The sequence below is a fragment of the Enterobacter sp. JBIWA008 genome (genome assembly GCF_019968765.1).
Taxonomy (GTDB): domain Bacteria; phylum Pseudomonadota; class Gammaproteobacteria; order Enterobacterales; family Enterobacteriaceae; genus Enterobacter.
The window spans coordinates 51,754-66,680 of sequence record NZ_CP074149.1 but is presented as its reverse complement, the minus strand read 5'-3'; the positions used below and the strand labels follow the sequence as shown (position 1 = coordinate 66,680).

Below are 14,927 nucleotides of genomic sequence, written 5' to 3'. Positions count from 1 at the left end.
GACCTCATCATTAAAAATAAGGACACTAATATTAGTGTGATCTTGTGAAAATCTATAGCAAATTCACTTCTAATAATTTCAGCGTTTTCTGACTTATAGGCACAAATTGATAAGTACAGTGAAAAAAGAATAGAAGCAACCCAATAATATATCTATGATGTATCAAGTGCAGATAAAACATTCATACTCCCAGACTCAATACCGCTTCCTTAATTTCATTTCCATATATCTTCCGGTTCAGTTAATTTTTTCTGCTATCAGCTAATACTCTCAACCAAATCCCCCGGCTCGCGTCATCAACAAACAGCATTTCAATTGGGTTTTCATCCACGCCTAAAAAGCCGTGAATAATGCCTGCGTCATCGCGAGCTATCACGACCTTGAAGTTAGGCAGATGCGAGGGGAGTGCGGTTTCTATTTTCATGGGCGGATCGTGTCTGGAAAACCTAATTCATTCAAGTCACTCTGTGCGCCTTGTTCCCCCCTCACCCTAACCCTCACCCTCAGGGAGAGGGAACCGGTCGTGCTAAGCTTTAATCTCCATCACCGCATACACCCCATCCTTCGGCACCACCACGGTGACGTTTTCCACCGGCACGCCCGCCGCCAGGTGAATATCCTGAAGCTGCTGTAACGACCTCGGGTGAATATCCTCCCAGCCGATACCCCGCAGCACAAAGTCAATTTGCGGGCTGCTGGTCAGCATGTTCGACACAATCACCGCCCCGCCGGGCTTGACCAGCCGCAGCGCGCGCTGGAGAAAAATCACCGCATCGGTATCGTTGAAGTATTCGAAGATCCCCAGCGCGTCGACCAGTTCGGCCTGCTGCTCGCCCAGCTCCAGCAGCAGGTCCTCGTTACGCACCAGCGTATGGAGCAGGTTGCGCCTGAGCAGAGTCAGCTGTTCGCCCACCACAATCCCTTCCTGCGCCGCCATGGTTTCGGCCCAGCTCAGCGCCACCGGGTCTTTATCCACCAGCGTGAGATACACCCGCTGGCCATCGAGCTTTGCTTCACGCAGCGCCTCCAGCACAGGGATAGCGGCGCCGCTCGCGAGGCTGATCCAGTTGTTCTCGCTTTCATTGTGAATGTACTTATCCACCAGCGCGGCCAGCACCCGGGCGCGGGAACGCACGCCAACCGCATCGTTAGCGTGGATAAACCACTGGCGGCTGTCGCTGTCCATTTTCGTGCCGTCTGGCAGGCGATCTTCCAGCGGGTTTTGCACCACAAACAGCGCCAGCGCGGAAGGCACCAGCCTGGTGCGCCACGCGGTGAGCGCCGGGCGGTTACGGAAAGCCTGTTCGGAATAGCGGTTCTGGGGAACAAGCACGGCCTGCCCCCCTTCGTCGTATTCCACCCTCGGTGGCCGGAGCGCGGGCTCGGCTTTCAGCGCGCGGTCAAGCGAGGCGATCTCACGGGCAGCATCGTCTTTCATCGGCCACTGGTCGCTGACATCGGGAAAGGACGCGCTCAAAATTGTCATATTTTCCGGTGCATTGCCGCAAAAAGGCTGCCAGTTCATGTCGTCTTCCCTCCGTTGGGCTTTTAACGGAAGTCTATCCAGGCGAGCCCGTAATACCCTACGAAGAAAGCACGAAATAGGTGCATCAGTTCTGCGACGTGCGCCATACCCCCGGCGTGCAGCCGTACTCGGTCTGAAAATGACGAATAAAATGGGCGCAGTCGCTAAACCGCATCCGTCGCGCAATATCCGTCACGCTTTGCTGAGAGTTTTTCAGCAGCCAGCAGGCATAGCGTAGCCTGGCGCTGCGAATAAATTCCCGCGCCGTTTTGCCAAACTCGGCGTGAAACAGGCGGTTAAGCTGGCGTTCGCTCAGCTTAACGTCCTGCGCGAGCCTGGCGGCGTTCAGCGGGTGAGTCAGATACTGTTCGACGATCGTCACCGCCCTGCGCAGCCGTGAATCAGAGATCATGGCGATATTCGCAGGCCGCGGCGTGGCGGCGTCATTCGGAGGAAGGGATAGCCGCCGGGAGGTGGTGGCTGCAATGTCGTCTCCCCCGTGGGCGCGGATCAGCGACGTTACCAGGGTGAGCGTTGAGATCCCGCCCGGGCAGGTCAGCACATCGCCTTCGTCGATAAAATCGAGGCCTTGCTCAGCATAAACCTGCGGAAAGCGTTGCGTGAAAACGTCATGGTGATGAGGATGAATCGAGGCGCGGCGCTCGTTCAGTAAGCCTTCCTCCGCCAGAATAAAGCTGCCGGTACCAATACCAATCAGGGGAACGTTGTTGTGATAAGCCTCCGTGAGAAACGCTCTGTCGCCACGGTGTCCCTGGTGAAGATGCTCCAGACCTCCGCCGATCGCCGCAATATAGTCGAAGTCGCCGGGCGGCGCATGGGCAGCCTCAGGCCGCACGCTGAGCCCTGAGCTGCTGACTACCGCTAAGTCGGGATAAGTGCTTATCAGGCTGAGTTTAAAGCGTATTTTCTGGCTACGCTTCTGGACGCTGGATGCAATACGTAACGCCTCTATTAATCCTGAATATGCGAAAAGCGAGAAATGGGGCCACAGGAGTAAACCCATATGCAGGGATTTATTCCGTGCAGGCGTCATTCTGACGCTATCATCAATTATATTTTTCATTAACTTGCCGAAGAGTAATTACATTATCGCAACATTATTGTTGCTGTTATATTTTCCTAAGATAGGCCCTGGCTGTTAAATCAAGCATAAATGATGCCCGCAAAACTTAAAAACATTTCTCCCTGTCGCTATCCGTTTTTTGACGTGTGGCACACATAGGTAGGCAGCGTGCCCAGAATAAATAAATAATTCTCATTCTGCTGTTTCTTAATACGCATATAAATATTCTTATTCGCATAGATAAAAAATAAGGGCTCGTACTTCTCCAGCCAGCTGTCGCTGATGTTGTCGTCCGGAAATTTCATATTGCGTATGGACGTCAGATTATAGACGCTGTCTTTGCGCTCAATCTGAAAGAAAACTTTGCGATTCAGGGTCTTCGTGGGATCGCTTTTCAGCCGGCCATTCATACTGAGTATTCCGCTGTTACCCTCCACGGTGTAATTCAGCCACAGAGAGAGCGTTTCATCACGGTGATGCTGAATAAAGTTCGCCTGGCAGGAAAAGGGCTGGATGTAATGGCGATGCCAGAGGTAATACGCCGCCACGACAGCCCCCATCAACAGGCACAGGCAGAGCGCAACAAGCGTTTGACGGTAGCGAACCATACTAGCGATCCTCTATAAAATAATCGGACATACAGCGGTTGGGTTCCGTCATCGGCCTGTCACAGCGAATGACCGATGCGCGAGGCAGCAGGATGTAGCCGCTAACGTACACCCAGGGGTAGTTCGCGCACTGGTCCTTAAACGGGGCGGCATAGGCCAGGGCTTTATCCCGATCGCGCTGCGTTTCAATATCGCGAGAAAAATAGAGCTGACATTCGCCCATCTTCATCGCGAAGCGGTACCCGTCGACGAAATAGCTGTCATGCACCAGGTTATGGCTGATAACGCTCACGCCAGCCAGCATCAGCAATAGCACCAGCGCGCCCGGCAGCCAGAAGCGGCGTGTCGAGACCGTCGGGGCTACGGTCTCTTCGCAAACATCCGGAGCAGCACATTCTTCCTCTTCAGCCTGCGGCTGCATCTCTTTAATGGTGATTTGCGTATCGCTTGCGAGCGTCAGTCCAATCCGCGGGATTGTGACAATTGGATCGGTTTCAAACCCCACTTTCTTCAGCCCCTTACGCAGAATAGAAATATTCTGGTAGTAGGTATTAGGCGAAACCAGCATCCCCCGGCGCTGCCAGACAATATCCATGCACTCCTGTTGAGTCACAATACTTCCGACTCTTTCTATTAATAACAACAAACAGCGCCCCGCCGGGGAATTTAATACCACCACCCGGTCAGGATTGTTGAGATCGCGTAATGTGCTGGCTGCTGGATGAAACTCTACCAGGCCATTAATAATGTAATGCTTATGCATAGAATGGGCTAAATACCTCCGGTCAACGCCTGTTGCTCCAGTAGATTCCCTTCATGGTTAACCTGCGTATCCCTCGCCTGTGTAAGGATTAATGTGACGGATAAATGCGCAACTGTATATCCTGGCGCCTGGCGAAAAATCTTATTTTTCCTTTCTCTTTATCTGACTGGCCTGAAGTTTTCTTAACCGCCATTTAAAGCCGTCTTGACACTGACAAAACTCGACAAAGGCGCCCGTTGAACGCTTTAGCCATCATTGTCTGAATTATTCAGCGTGCTTAATTTGTTTTTTTAATAAAAAGCAGAGAGGGCGCGTTCTGCCAGCGTATTTCGAAGTTTCGACCAATTCGAAAGCTGTCGTCTTAATTAACAATTTCGGTGCGAAACTGTTAGCCACCGTCAGTAACAACCCGCGTCGCATGACGTCTCCAGACTATTTCCTTACAAAACATTTATTAAAGCTAACTTTTCAATAAAAACTACCGGTATGATTATTTACAGGCAAAAAGCAAAAGCCGGTTCAGCGAGGAGAAATTGACGCTACACCTAAACCGTACTTAAAACAAATTAAGATTAATTCAGGTTACCTCTTTTACGCCCTGAGTATAGTGGGCTCACACCGTGCAATGCTTAATTGCTTCGAAAATACAGGCATCGTTCTGCCAGATAGACGAGTCTCATTACAATTATAAATCGAGGGAATGACATGGCGAATAAGCTCAACAACACACGTCATCTTAATATCGCGCTATTGGGTGGAGATCACTTTGCGCGCCAGGGGATCGCCGCGTTATTAAAAAATATTGTCCCGGCTATGCAGATTACAGCATCGATCGATAATTATGCGGAGATCGAAACGATACTCGCAGCCGCACCGGTCGACGTGATTTTTTTATCCGGCATGGAGAAATATCACGCGGGATATGACTGCCTGAAATATATCAGGAAGATGAAAGTACTTTATCCCGACGTACTTATTTGCATGTATTCCGCACCGGCAAATTCCTGGCTGTGGATACGCGGTGAAATAGACGCCTATCTCTCGCTGCAGGACCCGCTTTATCACTGGCGAGCCAGCGTATTAAAAATGGTCGATAGCCGTTATCGCCCACTAAAAAAACCCACGGCGTTATCGCTGACGCCGGGTGAATGGAGGGTATTGAAGGAACTACGAAAGGGTCTGGATATGCGTTACATCGCCGAAACAGAGCAGCTTTCTTACCGTCGTGTCAGCGCGTTAAAAAGCTCAGCGATAAGAAAACTCGGGCTCAGGAACAAGACAGATTTGCTGGTCTTTTTAACCAGTTAGACCTGCTGCTTTCAGAGCAAATCTCGACATAACACCATAATGGAATCAGGACAATGAAAGCTCAATTCAATAATAAAACGCTGCTCGCGATCGCTATTGCGGCATTACTGCCAGCGGGCACGGCCCTGGCTGCCGGCACCAGCGGCGGCACGGTGAACTTTAGCGGCAAAGTGGTGACCTCCGCCTGCGCCATCAGCGCAGGAAGCGCCAACATTGACGTAGATATGGGTGAAGTGCGTACCGCAACGCTGGCGACCGCCGGCAGCGTTGCCAGCACGGCAAAAACGTTTGCCATCACCCTGGAAGATTGCGAAATCGCCGATACCTCAGCCTCTACGGATGAGAACCCGATTGCCGCCACAACCGTGGCTGTCACCTTCACCGGCACGCCGGACACTACCGATGTAAATAGCTTGTCCGTCGGGGCAAACGGCAGCGCCAACTCTGCGCAAAACGTGGCTATTCGCCTTTATGACGAGCAGGGCAACGTGGTGAACCTGGGTGAACCTGCTGCGGCCATTCCTCTGCGTAAGGGTGCCAACACCCTGAACTTCAGCGCGAAATATTACTCGCCGAAGGGCGGCGCCACCGCGGGTGATGCCAGCGCCGTCGCGACCTACACCGTAACCTATTCGTAATCTTCAGGCCCGGTCTGCGAGCCGGGCCTGTCTTAGCTTTCAGGAGAAGCACTATGCGCGTAAACACATGGATTTGCCTGGCGGGCGCGTTATGTTCCTCCGCCGTCTATGCCGGCGGCGTGGGGCTGGGTGCAACGCGAATGGTCTACTCCAGCGCCACCAGCCAGGCCATGATGCAGGTGAGAAACACCCATCCCGACGCTACGTTCCTCATCCAGTCGTGGATGGAGAATGAGAAAGGCGAACGCACCAACGACTTCGTGATCACGCCGCCGCTGTACGTCATGAAGCCGGCCAGCGAAAGCGCGGTGAAAATCATGTTTAACGGCAAAGCCCTGCCAGAGGATCGGGAGACGCTCTACTGGATGACGGTCAAAGCCATCCCCCAGCAGGCGAAAAGCGGCGCCGGTAATACGCTGCAGTTTGCGTCGGCTAACCGCATCAAGGTCTTTTATCGCCCGGAAGGACTCAGTGAGAGCCCGGGAGAGGCGTGGAAAAAACTGGCCGGTGCCTATCGAGCCGGAAAAGTCACGCTCAGCAACCCCACGCCGTACTACCTCACCACCATCAACGTGAAAATTGACGGTATGCCGGTGCAGCCGGTGATGGTGCCCCCGAAAGGCAGCGTGACGCTGGCCGAAACCTTCAGCCATGCGGGCAGCATGAGCTATCAGACCATTAACGATTACGGGGCATGGACCCCCGCCACGCGCGCGTCGTTATCCCAATAATAAAAACAGTAAGGCGTGACCACGTGAAAATAAAAATCCTGTGCGCCACGGTGATCTCCCTGGTGATTCGGCAAGCCGTGGCTGCTGAAAGCGAGCTGCAATTTAACCCCGCGTTCCTCAACGGCGAGAGCGCTAACAGCGCCGATCTCGCCTGGGTCAACGCCGGGAGCGCGTTGCCGCCGGGTGATTACAACCTCAACGTGTATATCAATACGAATTATGCGTTCACGGGTAACGTCACGTTCCGCCTTGATGAAGACAGCACGGGTGAAGCGCTGCCCTGCCTCACGCCTGAACAATTCGCCGCGCTGGGCATCGATAGCCATCAGGCGAAGGGCGGCGGCCTGCCGCTGGCGCAGCGCTGCATCTTCTTAACGAAGGCGTTTGCGGATACGCAGTTTGATCTGGACCAGAAGACACTCACCCTAAGCTTCACAGTACCGCAAAGTGCGATGCGCAATTTGCCGCGCGGGTACGTCAGCCCGGAAAGCTGGGAGACGGGCATTCCTGCCGCGTGGCTGAATTACGTGGTCAATGGCTCGAACAATGAGTATCGCGGCGAGACGCGCACGCGGGAACAGCAGCTGTTTGCAAGCCTCAACAGCGGCGTTAACCTGGGCGCGTGGCGGTTGCGTGATTTCACCACGTGGACCAAAGACAGCAATGAGCTCACCCACGTTCAGACCTGGCTGCAGCGCGATATTCACGCCCTGCACGCGCAGGTGTATGCCGGGGAGACGTACACCTCGGCGCAGGTCTTCGACTCCGTGGGCCTGCGCGGTATCGCCCTGAAAACCGATGACAACATGCTGCCCGCCAGCCTCAGCGGCTATGCGCCTGACGTTCGCGGCATCGCGCGCAGCAACGCCACGGTCACGGTTCGCCAGAACGGCAACATCATCTATCAAACCTCCGTCCCGCCGGGGGCGTTTGTGCTGAAAGATCTCTACCCGACCTCCTCGGGAGGCGATCTGGCGGTCACCATTCAGGAGAACGACGGCAGCAAAACGCAATACACGCTTCCCTTTGCCAGCGTGCCGAACCTGGTGCGTAACGGACAGGTGAAATATGCCCTGGGCGCCGGGAAATACCGTCCGACGGGCAATCAGGACGCGCCCTCTTTCGCGCAGGGCGAGCTGTTCTACGGCTGGCGATACGGCCTGACGTTTTACGGCGGGGCGCAGTTTGCCGATCGCTATAACGGCCTGGCCCTCGGGTTTGGGCAAAACCTCGGCCGCTTTGGCGCCTACTCCATCGACCTGACCCACGCCCGCAGCCAGCTGGCGGACGATCGGCACTATACCGGTGATTCGGTGCGCCTGCGCTACAGCAAGCTGCTGAACGACATTGGCACGCGGGTTAACTTCTTCTCGCTGCGCTACTCCACGAAAGGGTTTTATACCCTCAGCGACACCACGTACAAAGGCATGTCGGGCGGATCGCCAAAGCAGACGGTGGAAGACGATGGCACCGTCACCACCCAATACGACACCGTGTACAACCTGCGCATGTCGCGTAAGGCAAAAAACCAGCTGCTGCTGTCGCAGCCAATGGGACAATACGGCTCGCTGTCACTGTCGTGGGATCAGCAGACCTACTGGAACACGTCAAATACCACGCAAAGCCTGCAGTTTGCGTGGAACGCCACGTTTCGTAATGTGTCGCTTGGCGTCAGCGTCCAGCGAAGCTCGAGCCTGTATGACGACAAGAAAGATAACATCCTGTCGATGTCGATTTCGGTCCCGCTGGGCAACCCGACGCTGTCGACCCGCGCGCGCTTTACCACGACCCATGCGGACTCCACCGGCACAACCACCAGCACGGGCGTGAGCGGCTACCTGCCGGGTGAGGAGAATCTGTTCTATAGCGTCAACCAGCGCTACAGCTCCCGACAGCACTACGGCGGCGATGCCACCCTGCAATACGAAGGCGCGTGGGGAGACTACAACCTGGGCTACAGCTACGCCAGCGACTCCCGCAACCTCAGCTACGGCATCAGCGGCGGCGCGGTAGTGCATGAAGATGGCCTGACGCTGAGCCAGCCGCTCGGGAATACCAACATTCTGGTGAAAGCGCCGGGGGCCAGCCGCGTCGCCGTGCTTAACCATAAGGGCATCAAAACGGACGGCCGTGGCTACGCGGTAATCCCGTACGCCACGCCGTACCGCGTTAACCAGGTCGCGCTGGACGTGACGACCGCCGGCAACGACGTGGAGCTGGAAAACGCCATCGCCAACATAACGCCTACCGACGGTGCCCTGGTTCGCGCCACCTTCACCACGCACCAGGGGGCAAAAGCGATGTTTATCGTGCGTCACGGCAACGACGTGCTCCCCTTCGGCACGCTGGTCTCGCTCGATGATGACAAAACCAGCGGCATCGTTGGCGATGGCGGCAGCCTGTATCTGTCCGGTTTGTCAGAGAAGGGCACGCTGAACGCCGTGTGGGGCCGCGGCAGCCGTCAGCGCTGCGCCATTACCTATGCCTTAAACAAGCAGCACTACAGCGCCCGCACCGGTCTTTATTCTCAGGAGGTGGTATGTCAGTAACGCTTCGGATCGGCTGCATTGCGCTGCTGCTGGTTTTAACGCTCCCCGTTCGCGGCTACGACGTGCTGGTCTCCGTCACCGGCAATTTGATCGGCAACACCTGCGTGGTGGCGCAGGACTCCGGGGAGCAAAACGTGCCGCTGGGCACCATTGGTATTAAACAGTTCAGCCGTGCCGGGGCCGTCAGCAATATCAAAACGCCCTTCACGCTCAGGCTTGAAGCGTGCGGGCCAACGTTTGCTGGCGTAAAAATCCGCTTCAGCGGTACGCCGGATGATGCCAACCCGCAGCTGCTGAAAATTGCCGACGGTGGCGCTACCGGCGTGGCGGTGCAGATCCTCGATAAAGAGAGCGTACTCATTCCCCTGAATACAAAGACCACTGCATACGGAACGGCGGGGGATGACAGCGTACAGATGACCTTCTACGCGCAGCTGGTTGCCACCGCTACGCCGGTGAGCGCCGGCGATGTGTCAGCCCTCGCCACCTGGACAACGGAGTATCTATGATGCGTTTAGCGTTTCTTCTCAGCGGATTACTTTTCTGCGCCAGCGTGCAGGCTCTGGACTGGAAATCGGACATTACGCTCTCACCTCAGCCGATGACCTACAGCGGGCCAGCGGATTCCGTGGTGCCGGGCAGTATAATCGGCTCGACCTGGAGCGCCACCGCCAGCGTGCAGCAGGTGTTCTGGTGTGGGCTTATTTTTACCTGCAGCAAAGGCACGCTGCAGCCCAGCAGCAGCGCCATCTCAAGCGGTGCGACGGTCACCGTCGACGGCGCGAATTACACCATTTTTGAGACCGGCGTACCGGGCGTGGGGTATATCATCGGGCTGAAGGATTTTAAGAGTACAAAATATATCCCCCTGCAAACCGGTATCACGCAAAGCTACCCGGCAGAGGGCACCAGTGGGTTTGCCCAGGATCTGGGATGGTCTGCAAAGGTCACCTTTATTAAAACCGGTGCTGCCCTGAAATCCGGCGTCTATAACATCCCGACTATCAACGCCGCGGTGCTCACCGCCTATAACAACGAAACGAAAACGGCACAGGTCATCATCAGCCCGACCACCATCACGGTGACCGCCAGCGGGTGTACGGTCGGCAGCAAAAACGCCAGCGTGGCGCTGGGCACCATTGATATTCGCACTCTGCCCACGGTGGGAAGCACGTCGCCATCGGGGACGTTTACCGTCGGCCTGACCTGCGACGCGAACGTGGCGGTTCATGCGGTGATGACCGATCAGACCACGCCGTCGAACACCTCGTCGGTGGTGACCCTGACCGGAGACTCCACGGCGTCCGGCGTTGGGGTGCAGTTTTTCTACAACGGCAGCGGGCCGCTGATGATGGGGCCGGACAGCTCGGCCGCGGGTGCGACCGGACAGTTCTTAATCCAGAGCACCACGGCGGCGCAGACGCTCACGTTACCGTTCCAGGCGCAGTACATCCGAACCGGCGAACTGGTCCCCGGCTCGGCCAACGCGCTGGCCAGCATTACGTTTTCCTACCAGTAGGGGCTACTGCTTCACCCACACCAGCTGATCGGTTCGGAACCCCAGACTGCGCGCGGTGTTCAGGTAATCCTGCTTCACCGCATCCGGGATCGTCGGCGTGCGCGACAGGATCCACAGGTAGTCGCGGTTTGGGCCGCTGACCAGCGCGTACTGGTACTTATCGTCGAGCCTGATCACGTTATAGCCGCCGTAGAACGGGCCGAAGAAAGACACCTTCAGCGCGGCGGTGGTCGGCTCGCCGGTGAAATACGCTTTCCCCTCGCTCTCGTTCCACTTGTTTTTCACCGGATCGTAACCCCGGTTGAGCACGCTGATGCCGCCGTCGCTGCGCTTGCCGTAGGTGGCGGTCACCTGCTCCAGCCCGCGTTCAAAGCGGTTTTCCAGACGGGCGACCTCGTACCATTTTCCGAGATAGCGGCTGGCGTCAAAATTGGTAATAGGCTGAACGCCTTTCGGCGGCGTAGGGGATTTACAGGCGACCAGCGTCAGCGCAATAGCAACACCGGTCACAACAGGCCATAGCTTCATGAGAATTCCTTTCATTTGCACGGTTGGATGTTAAGTGTAGTGCACCGTTTCGGCACTTCATCCCGTTCGGGAAAATTCGTAGTATATTGAGAGTATTCCTCCACTCTGGACACGGACATGGCTTACTCCATCGGCGAATTCGCCAGACTCAGCGGCATTACCGCCACCACCCTGCGGGCGTGGCAGCGTCGCTATGGTTTACTCAAGCCACAGCGCACGGAAGGCGGCCACCGCCAGTACAGCGATGCGGACGTCCAGCAGGCGCTGAAAATCCTCGACTGGGTCAAAAAGGGCGTCCCGATTGGCCAGGTCAAACCGCTGCTGGAACGCCCGACGCCGGGACGGACCAACAACTGGCAAACCCTGCAGCAGAACATGCTGCAACGCCTGCAGGACGGCAAGGTCGAGTCCCTGCGCCAGATGATTTATGACGCCGGACGCGAGTACCCAAGGCCGGAGCTGGTCGCGAACGTGCTGCGCCCGCTGCGCAGCCAGGTCTCGGCCAACGTCGCCGCCGCCATGACCCTGCGCGCGATCCTCGACGGCATCATCATGGCCTACACCTCGTTTTGCCTCGAGGGCGATAAAAAAGCGCCGGGCGATAACATTTTGCTTAGCGGCTGGCACCTGAACGACCCGTGCGAAATCTGGCTCGAAGCCCTCACGCGCACCGGGCAGGGCCACCGAATCGACATCCTGCCGGTTCCGCCTGACGCGCTGGCACCGGAAATTTTCCCGGAGCGCAAATGGCTTCTGGTCACCAGCGGCAAACTCACCGCCGGGCGGAAAAAGCAGGTGGAGCAGTGGCAGCAGCAGGTATCGCTTGAAGTGATTATCCTCTGATCATTTTCTGCTGTGGGAATCTTCACGAAAAGTTGAATATTTTCCCGCGCCGCAGATGCTAACGTTTTCCTGTGACAAATAACTCAACAGGAAAACACCATGAAAAAAACTGCCCCTCTGCTCATCCTGGCCTCTATGGCCTTTGCCCCTGCTGCCTTTAGCGCCGCTCCTGCTGGCACCCTGAGTGTACACATCCTCGACCAGCAAACCGGGATGCCGCCATCAGACGTGACCGTTACGCTGGAGAAACAGCAGCAGGACAAATGGACCCCGATTGCCAGCGGCAAAACCGACCACGACGGCCGCATCAAATCGCTCTATCCGCAGGATCAGGACATGCAGCCTGGCGTGTATAAAGTGACCTTCAAAACCGCAGATTACTTCCACGGCAAAAAGCTGGACTCATTCTTCCCGGAGATCCCGGTGCTGTTTACCGTGACACGCACCAACGAGAAGCTGCACATCCCGCTTCTGCTGAGCCAGTACGGTTACTCGACCTACAAGGGCAGCTAAGACGCATTGATTCTAAAGGAATAAAAAAAATAGTTCCGCTAATACTTGGACAAATTAGTCATGTTGTGTAAGTTTTAATTATATGAACGGGAGGACTACACCATGACAACGAAACCTGTACTCGGTATTAGCGGATGTTTGACCGGATCCGCCGTTCGCTTTGACGGCGGACACAAGCGTATGGGCTTCGTCATGGATGAGCTGGCCCAGTGGGTGAATTTCAGGCCCGTCTGCCCGGAAATGGCCATCGGCCTGCCGACCCCTCGGCCGGCCATACGCCTGACGCTGACGGACAGCGGCGAAACGCAGCTCCGTTTCAGCAAGCCGCCTCATGATGACCTCACGCAGAAAATGGCCAACTTTACGGCGGACTATCTGCCAAAAATCGGCGATCTGTCGGGATTTATCGTCTGTGCAAAATCCCCAAGCTGCGGCCTGGAACGCGTGCGGCTGTACGATGAAAACGGCAACCGGGGCCGCAAGGAGGGCGTCGGGCTGTTCACCGCCGCCCTTCTTGAAACCTACCCGTGGCTGCCCGTCGAGGAAGACGGTCGGCTGCACGACCCGGTGCTGCGGGAAAACTTTATCGAGCGGGTATTTGCCCTGCACGAGCTAAACACGCTGCGCGCTAAAGGTCTGACGCGCCGCGCGCTGCTGGATTTCCACAGCCGCTATAAATTGCAACTGCTGGCGCACCATCAGGCGGGCTACCGTGAAATCGGCCCGTTCGTTGCCTCGCTGCACGAGTGGGAAGACCTGGACGCCTTTTTCGTGGCGTACCGGGAAAAGCTGATGACCATCCTGAAAAAACCCGCCTCGCGGAAGAATCACACCAACGTGCTGATGCATATTCAGGGATATTTCCGTAACCAGCTGAACACCCGCCAGCGCGGCGAGCTGCGCGACGTGATCCTGCACTATCGCAACGGACAGTTGCCTATTCTCGCTCCGATTACGCTGCTGAAGCACTACCTGGCCGAATACCCCGACCGGTATCTGATGACGCAAAACTACTTTGATCCCTATCCTGATGATTTGGGTCTGCGTCTGGCAGTCAAGTGATCATAAAAATGCGAAGGCCCCATTGACCCTTAGAGGCCCAAAGCAGTACCCCGTTTAGACGACATCCTCACTGTCGTCTCTTTTTTGCATTTCATCTCAAAGACTGTGATTATATACAGGCTTATTCTGCAAAAGGGGCCTGCCTGTGATCAACACCCTGCACATTCAAAACTACCGATCCATCCGCGACATGTCGCTGGAGCTGGAGCAGCTCAACATCGTCTTTGGGCCGAACGGCACCGGGAAATCCAATATTTACAAGGCGATACACCTGATGCACAGCGCCGCCCAGGGGCAGTTTTCCCAGGCGCTGGCGAACGAGGGCGGCATTCTGAAGGTGTTCTGGGCAGGCAAAACCCGCAGCGACCAGCTGCGGCGGATGAATCTGGCGGTGGAAACAGAGACCTACGAATACGAGCTGCAGGTCGGGTTTGTGGAGAAGCTGCCTTATCCCTCGCAGTTTCAGCTCGATCCGGTGATCAAAGAGGAGTCCATCTGGCTGAGCAGTCAGCACCGTCGGCCTTCGTCACAGCTGATGAAGCGTAAGAACCAGGCGGTGTTTCTGAACAACGTGCATCACGAGAAAGTGACCCACAGCGGCACGCTGTACGAGAACGAATCGGTATTCGGCCAACTCGGCGAACCGCACCTTTACCCGGAAGTGTCGCAGATGCGCGAGTCTCTGCGTAACTGGCGCTTTTATCATGAGTTTTCCGTCTCATCCGGCTCGGCAATGCGCGCCCCGCAGGTCGGTTTCCGCTCCCCGGTGCTGGCCAGCGACGGTGCCAACCTGGCGGCAGCGTTTCAGACCATCGTCGAAATTGGCGACGAGCTGCTGCTGATGCGCATCCTCGACCAGGCCTTCCCCGGCTGCGTGTTTTACAGCGACAACACCGGCGGACGTTTCCGGATGATGATGCAGCGCGAGGGGCTGAGCAGACCGCTGGAACCAGCGGAGTTCTCTGACGGCACCCTGCGCTTTCTGTGCCTTGCGGTAGCGCTGTTAAGCCCGCGCCCACCGGCGTTTATCGCGTTGAACGAACCGGAAAATAGCCTGCACCCGCAGATGCTGCCCGCCCTGGCGAGCTTAATCGCCGAGGCCAGCCGCTACTCGCAAATCTGGCTCACCAGCCACTCGCCGGAGCTGGCGCAGTTGATTGAGAAGCAGCGGTCTTTTTCGCTGTATCAGCTGTCGATGGTGGAGGGGGAGACGAGGGTGGAGAGGCTGGGGTAAACGCCGGGTGGCGCTGCGCTTA

The 14,927-nt window shown here is 56.3% G+C and carries 15 protein-coding genes and 1 pseudogene; 10 read left to right on the top strand and 6 right to left on the bottom strand.

Annotation, left to right across the window (positions count from 1 at the left end; all coding sequences use genetic code 11):
• Positions 1 to 280: 280 nt before the first annotated feature.
• From KGP24_RS00335 to KGP24_RS00315, 5 genes and pseudogenes are all read right to left on the bottom strand, one after another.
• A pseudogene (locus KGP24_RS00335) lies at positions 281 to 394 on the bottom strand (GNAT family N-acetyltransferase); the annotation flags it as partial.
• Between the two features lie 132 nt (positions 395 to 526).
• Positions 527 to 1,525 (bottom strand): class I SAM-dependent methyltransferase, encoded by a 999-nt coding sequence (locus KGP24_RS00330; RefSeq protein ID WP_223561979.1) that lies wholly within the window; start codon positions 1,523 to 1,525, stop codon positions 527 to 529.
• An 85-nt stretch (positions 1,526 to 1,610) separates the two neighbouring features.
• The gene (locus KGP24_RS00325; protein WP_223563563.1) at positions 1,611 to 2,549 is read right to left on the bottom strand and encodes a helix-turn-helix domain-containing protein; all 939 of its coding nucleotides are present in this window, start codon (positions 2,547 to 2,549) and stop codon (positions 1,611 to 1,613) included.
• A 188-nt stretch (positions 2,550 to 2,737) separates the two neighbouring features.
• Positions 2,738 to 3,217, bottom strand: a complete 480-nt coding sequence (locus KGP24_RS00320; RefSeq protein WP_223561978.1) for a hypothetical protein — start codon at positions 3,215 to 3,217, stop codon at positions 2,738 to 2,740.
• Between the two features lies 1 nt (position 3,218).
• Positions 3,219 to 3,980, bottom strand: coding sequence for a winged helix-turn-helix domain-containing protein (locus KGP24_RS00315; RefSeq protein WP_223561977.1), 762 nt, complete (start codon positions 3,978 to 3,980; stop codon positions 3,219 to 3,221).
• A gap of 705 nt (positions 3,981 to 4,685) precedes the next feature.
• Between KGP24_RS00315 and KGP24_RS00310 the strand changes: the two genes are divergently transcribed.
• Genes KGP24_RS00310 through KGP24_RS00285 form a run of 6 tightly spaced genes read left to right on the top strand, consistent with a single transcriptional unit; the run spans position 4,686 to position 10,725 of the window.
• Positions 4,686 to 5,288: a LuxR C-terminal-related transcriptional regulator gene (locus KGP24_RS00310; RefSeq protein WP_087823667.1), complete on the top strand. Its 603-nt coding sequence runs from the start codon at positions 4,686 to 4,688 to the stop codon at positions 5,286 to 5,288.
• Positions 5,289 to 5,341: 53 nt separating this feature from the next.
• The gene (locus KGP24_RS00305) at positions 5,342 to 5,926 is read left to right on the top strand and encodes a fimbrial protein (RefSeq protein WP_223561976.1); all 585 of its coding nucleotides are present in this window, start codon (positions 5,342 to 5,344) and stop codon (positions 5,924 to 5,926) included.
• A gap of 53 nt (positions 5,927 to 5,979) precedes the next feature.
• A complete protein-coding gene (locus KGP24_RS00300; protein WP_223561975.1) occupies positions 5,980 to 6,657 on the top strand; it encodes a fimbria/pilus periplasmic chaperone in 678 nt (225 codons plus the stop codon).
• 23 nt (positions 6,658 to 6,680) lie between these two features.
• Positions 6,681 to 9,206 carry a fimbria/pilus outer membrane usher protein gene (locus KGP24_RS00295; RefSeq protein WP_223561974.1) on the top strand — a complete coding sequence of 842 codons (2,526 nt, stop codon included), beginning with the start codon at positions 6,681 to 6,683 and terminating at the stop codon, positions 9,204 to 9,206.
• Positions 9,197 to 9,715 (top strand): fimbrial protein, encoded by a 519-nt coding sequence (locus tag KGP24_RS00290; RefSeq protein ID WP_223561973.1) that lies wholly within the window; start codon positions 9,197 to 9,199, stop codon positions 9,713 to 9,715. Before KGP24_RS00295 ends, KGP24_RS00290 begins: the two co-directional genes overlap by 10 nt.
• A complete protein-coding gene (locus KGP24_RS00285; RefSeq protein ID WP_223563562.1) occupies positions 9,715 to 10,725 on the top strand; it encodes a fimbrial protein in 1,011 nt (336 codons plus the stop codon). Before KGP24_RS00290 ends, KGP24_RS00285 begins: the two co-directional genes overlap by 1 nt.
• Positions 10,726 to 10,728: 3 nt before the next feature.
• Here the strand turns inward: KGP24_RS00285 and KGP24_RS00280 are convergent, their stop codons facing one another.
• The gene (locus KGP24_RS00280) at positions 10,729 to 11,253 is read right to left on the bottom strand and encodes a lipocalin family protein (protein WP_223561972.1); all 525 of its coding nucleotides are present in this window, start codon (positions 11,251 to 11,253) and stop codon (positions 10,729 to 10,731) included.
• Between the two features lie 117 nt (positions 11,254 to 11,370).
• Between KGP24_RS00280 and KGP24_RS00275 the strand changes: the two genes are divergently transcribed.
• From KGP24_RS00275 to KGP24_RS00260, 4 genes are all read left to right on the top strand, one after another.
• Positions 11,371 to 12,096: a MerR family transcriptional regulator gene (locus KGP24_RS00275; protein ID WP_223561971.1), complete on the top strand. Its 726-nt coding sequence runs from the start codon at positions 11,371 to 11,373 to the stop codon at positions 12,094 to 12,096.
• Positions 12,097 to 12,195: 99 nt separating this feature from the next.
• Complete coding sequence (uraH, locus tag KGP24_RS00270; protein WP_223561970.1) at positions 12,196 to 12,609, top strand: hydroxyisourate hydrolase; 414 nt, start codon at positions 12,196 to 12,198, stop codon at positions 12,607 to 12,609.
• A gap of 102 nt (positions 12,610 to 12,711) precedes the next feature.
• Positions 12,712 to 13,671 (top strand): DUF523 and DUF1722 domain-containing protein, encoded by a 960-nt coding sequence (locus tag KGP24_RS00265; RefSeq protein WP_223561969.1) that lies wholly within the window; start codon positions 12,712 to 12,714, stop codon positions 13,669 to 13,671.
• Between the two features lie 145 nt (positions 13,672 to 13,816).
• Positions 13,817 to 14,905, top strand: a complete 1,089-nt coding sequence (locus KGP24_RS00260; protein ID WP_223561968.1) for an AAA family ATPase — start codon at positions 13,817 to 13,819, stop codon at positions 14,903 to 14,905.
• Positions 14,906 to 14,927: the final 22 nt, after the last annotated feature.

Excerpts from the sequence above, each read along its gene's own strand:
- KGP24_RS00320 (WP_223561978.1), bottom strand. The coding sequence starts at position 3,217 with ATGGTTCGCTACCGTCAAACGCTTGTTGCGCTCTGCCTGTGCCTGTTG.
- KGP24_RS00265 (WP_223561969.1), top strand. The coding sequence starts at position 12,712 with ATGACAACGAAACCTGTACTCGGTATTAGCGGATGTTTGACCGGATCC.
- KGP24_RS00290 (WP_223561973.1), top strand. The coding sequence starts at position 9,197 with ATGTCAGTAACGCTTCGGATCGGCTGCATTGCGCTGCTGCTGGTTTTA.
- KGP24_RS00305 (WP_223561976.1), top strand. The coding sequence starts at position 5,342 with ATGAAAGCTCAATTCAATAATAAAACGCTGCTCGCGATCGCTATTGCG.
- KGP24_RS00285 (WP_223563562.1), top strand. The coding sequence starts at position 9,715 with ATGCGTTTAGCGTTTCTTCTCAGCGGATTACTTTTCTGCGCCAGCGTG.
- KGP24_RS00330 (WP_223561979.1), bottom strand. The coding sequence starts at position 1,525 with ATGAACTGGCAGCCTTTTTGCGGCAATGCACCGGAAAATATGACAATT.
- KGP24_RS00280 (WP_223561972.1), bottom strand. The coding sequence starts at position 11,253 with ATGAAGCTATGGCCTGTTGTGACCGGTGTTGCTATTGCGCTGACGCTG.
- KGP24_RS00310 (WP_087823667.1), top strand. The coding sequence starts at position 4,686 with ATGGCGAATAAGCTCAACAACACACGTCATCTTAATATCGCGCTATTG.
- KGP24_RS00325 (WP_223563563.1), bottom strand. The coding sequence starts at position 2,549 with ATGGGTTTACTCCTGTGGCCCCATTTCTCGCTTTTCGCATATTCAGGA.
- KGP24_RS00315 (WP_223561977.1), bottom strand. The coding sequence starts at position 3,980 with ATGCATAAGCATTACATTATTAATGGCCTGGTAGAGTTTCATCCAGCA.
- uraH (WP_223561970.1), top strand. The coding sequence starts at position 12,196 with ATGAAAAAAACTGCCCCTCTGCTCATCCTGGCCTCTATGGCCTTTGCC.
- KGP24_RS00275 (WP_223561971.1), top strand. The coding sequence starts at position 11,371 with ATGGCTTACTCCATCGGCGAATTCGCCAGACTCAGCGGCATTACCGCC.
- KGP24_RS00300 (WP_223561975.1), top strand. The coding sequence starts at position 5,980 with ATGCGCGTAAACACATGGATTTGCCTGGCGGGCGCGTTATGTTCCTCC.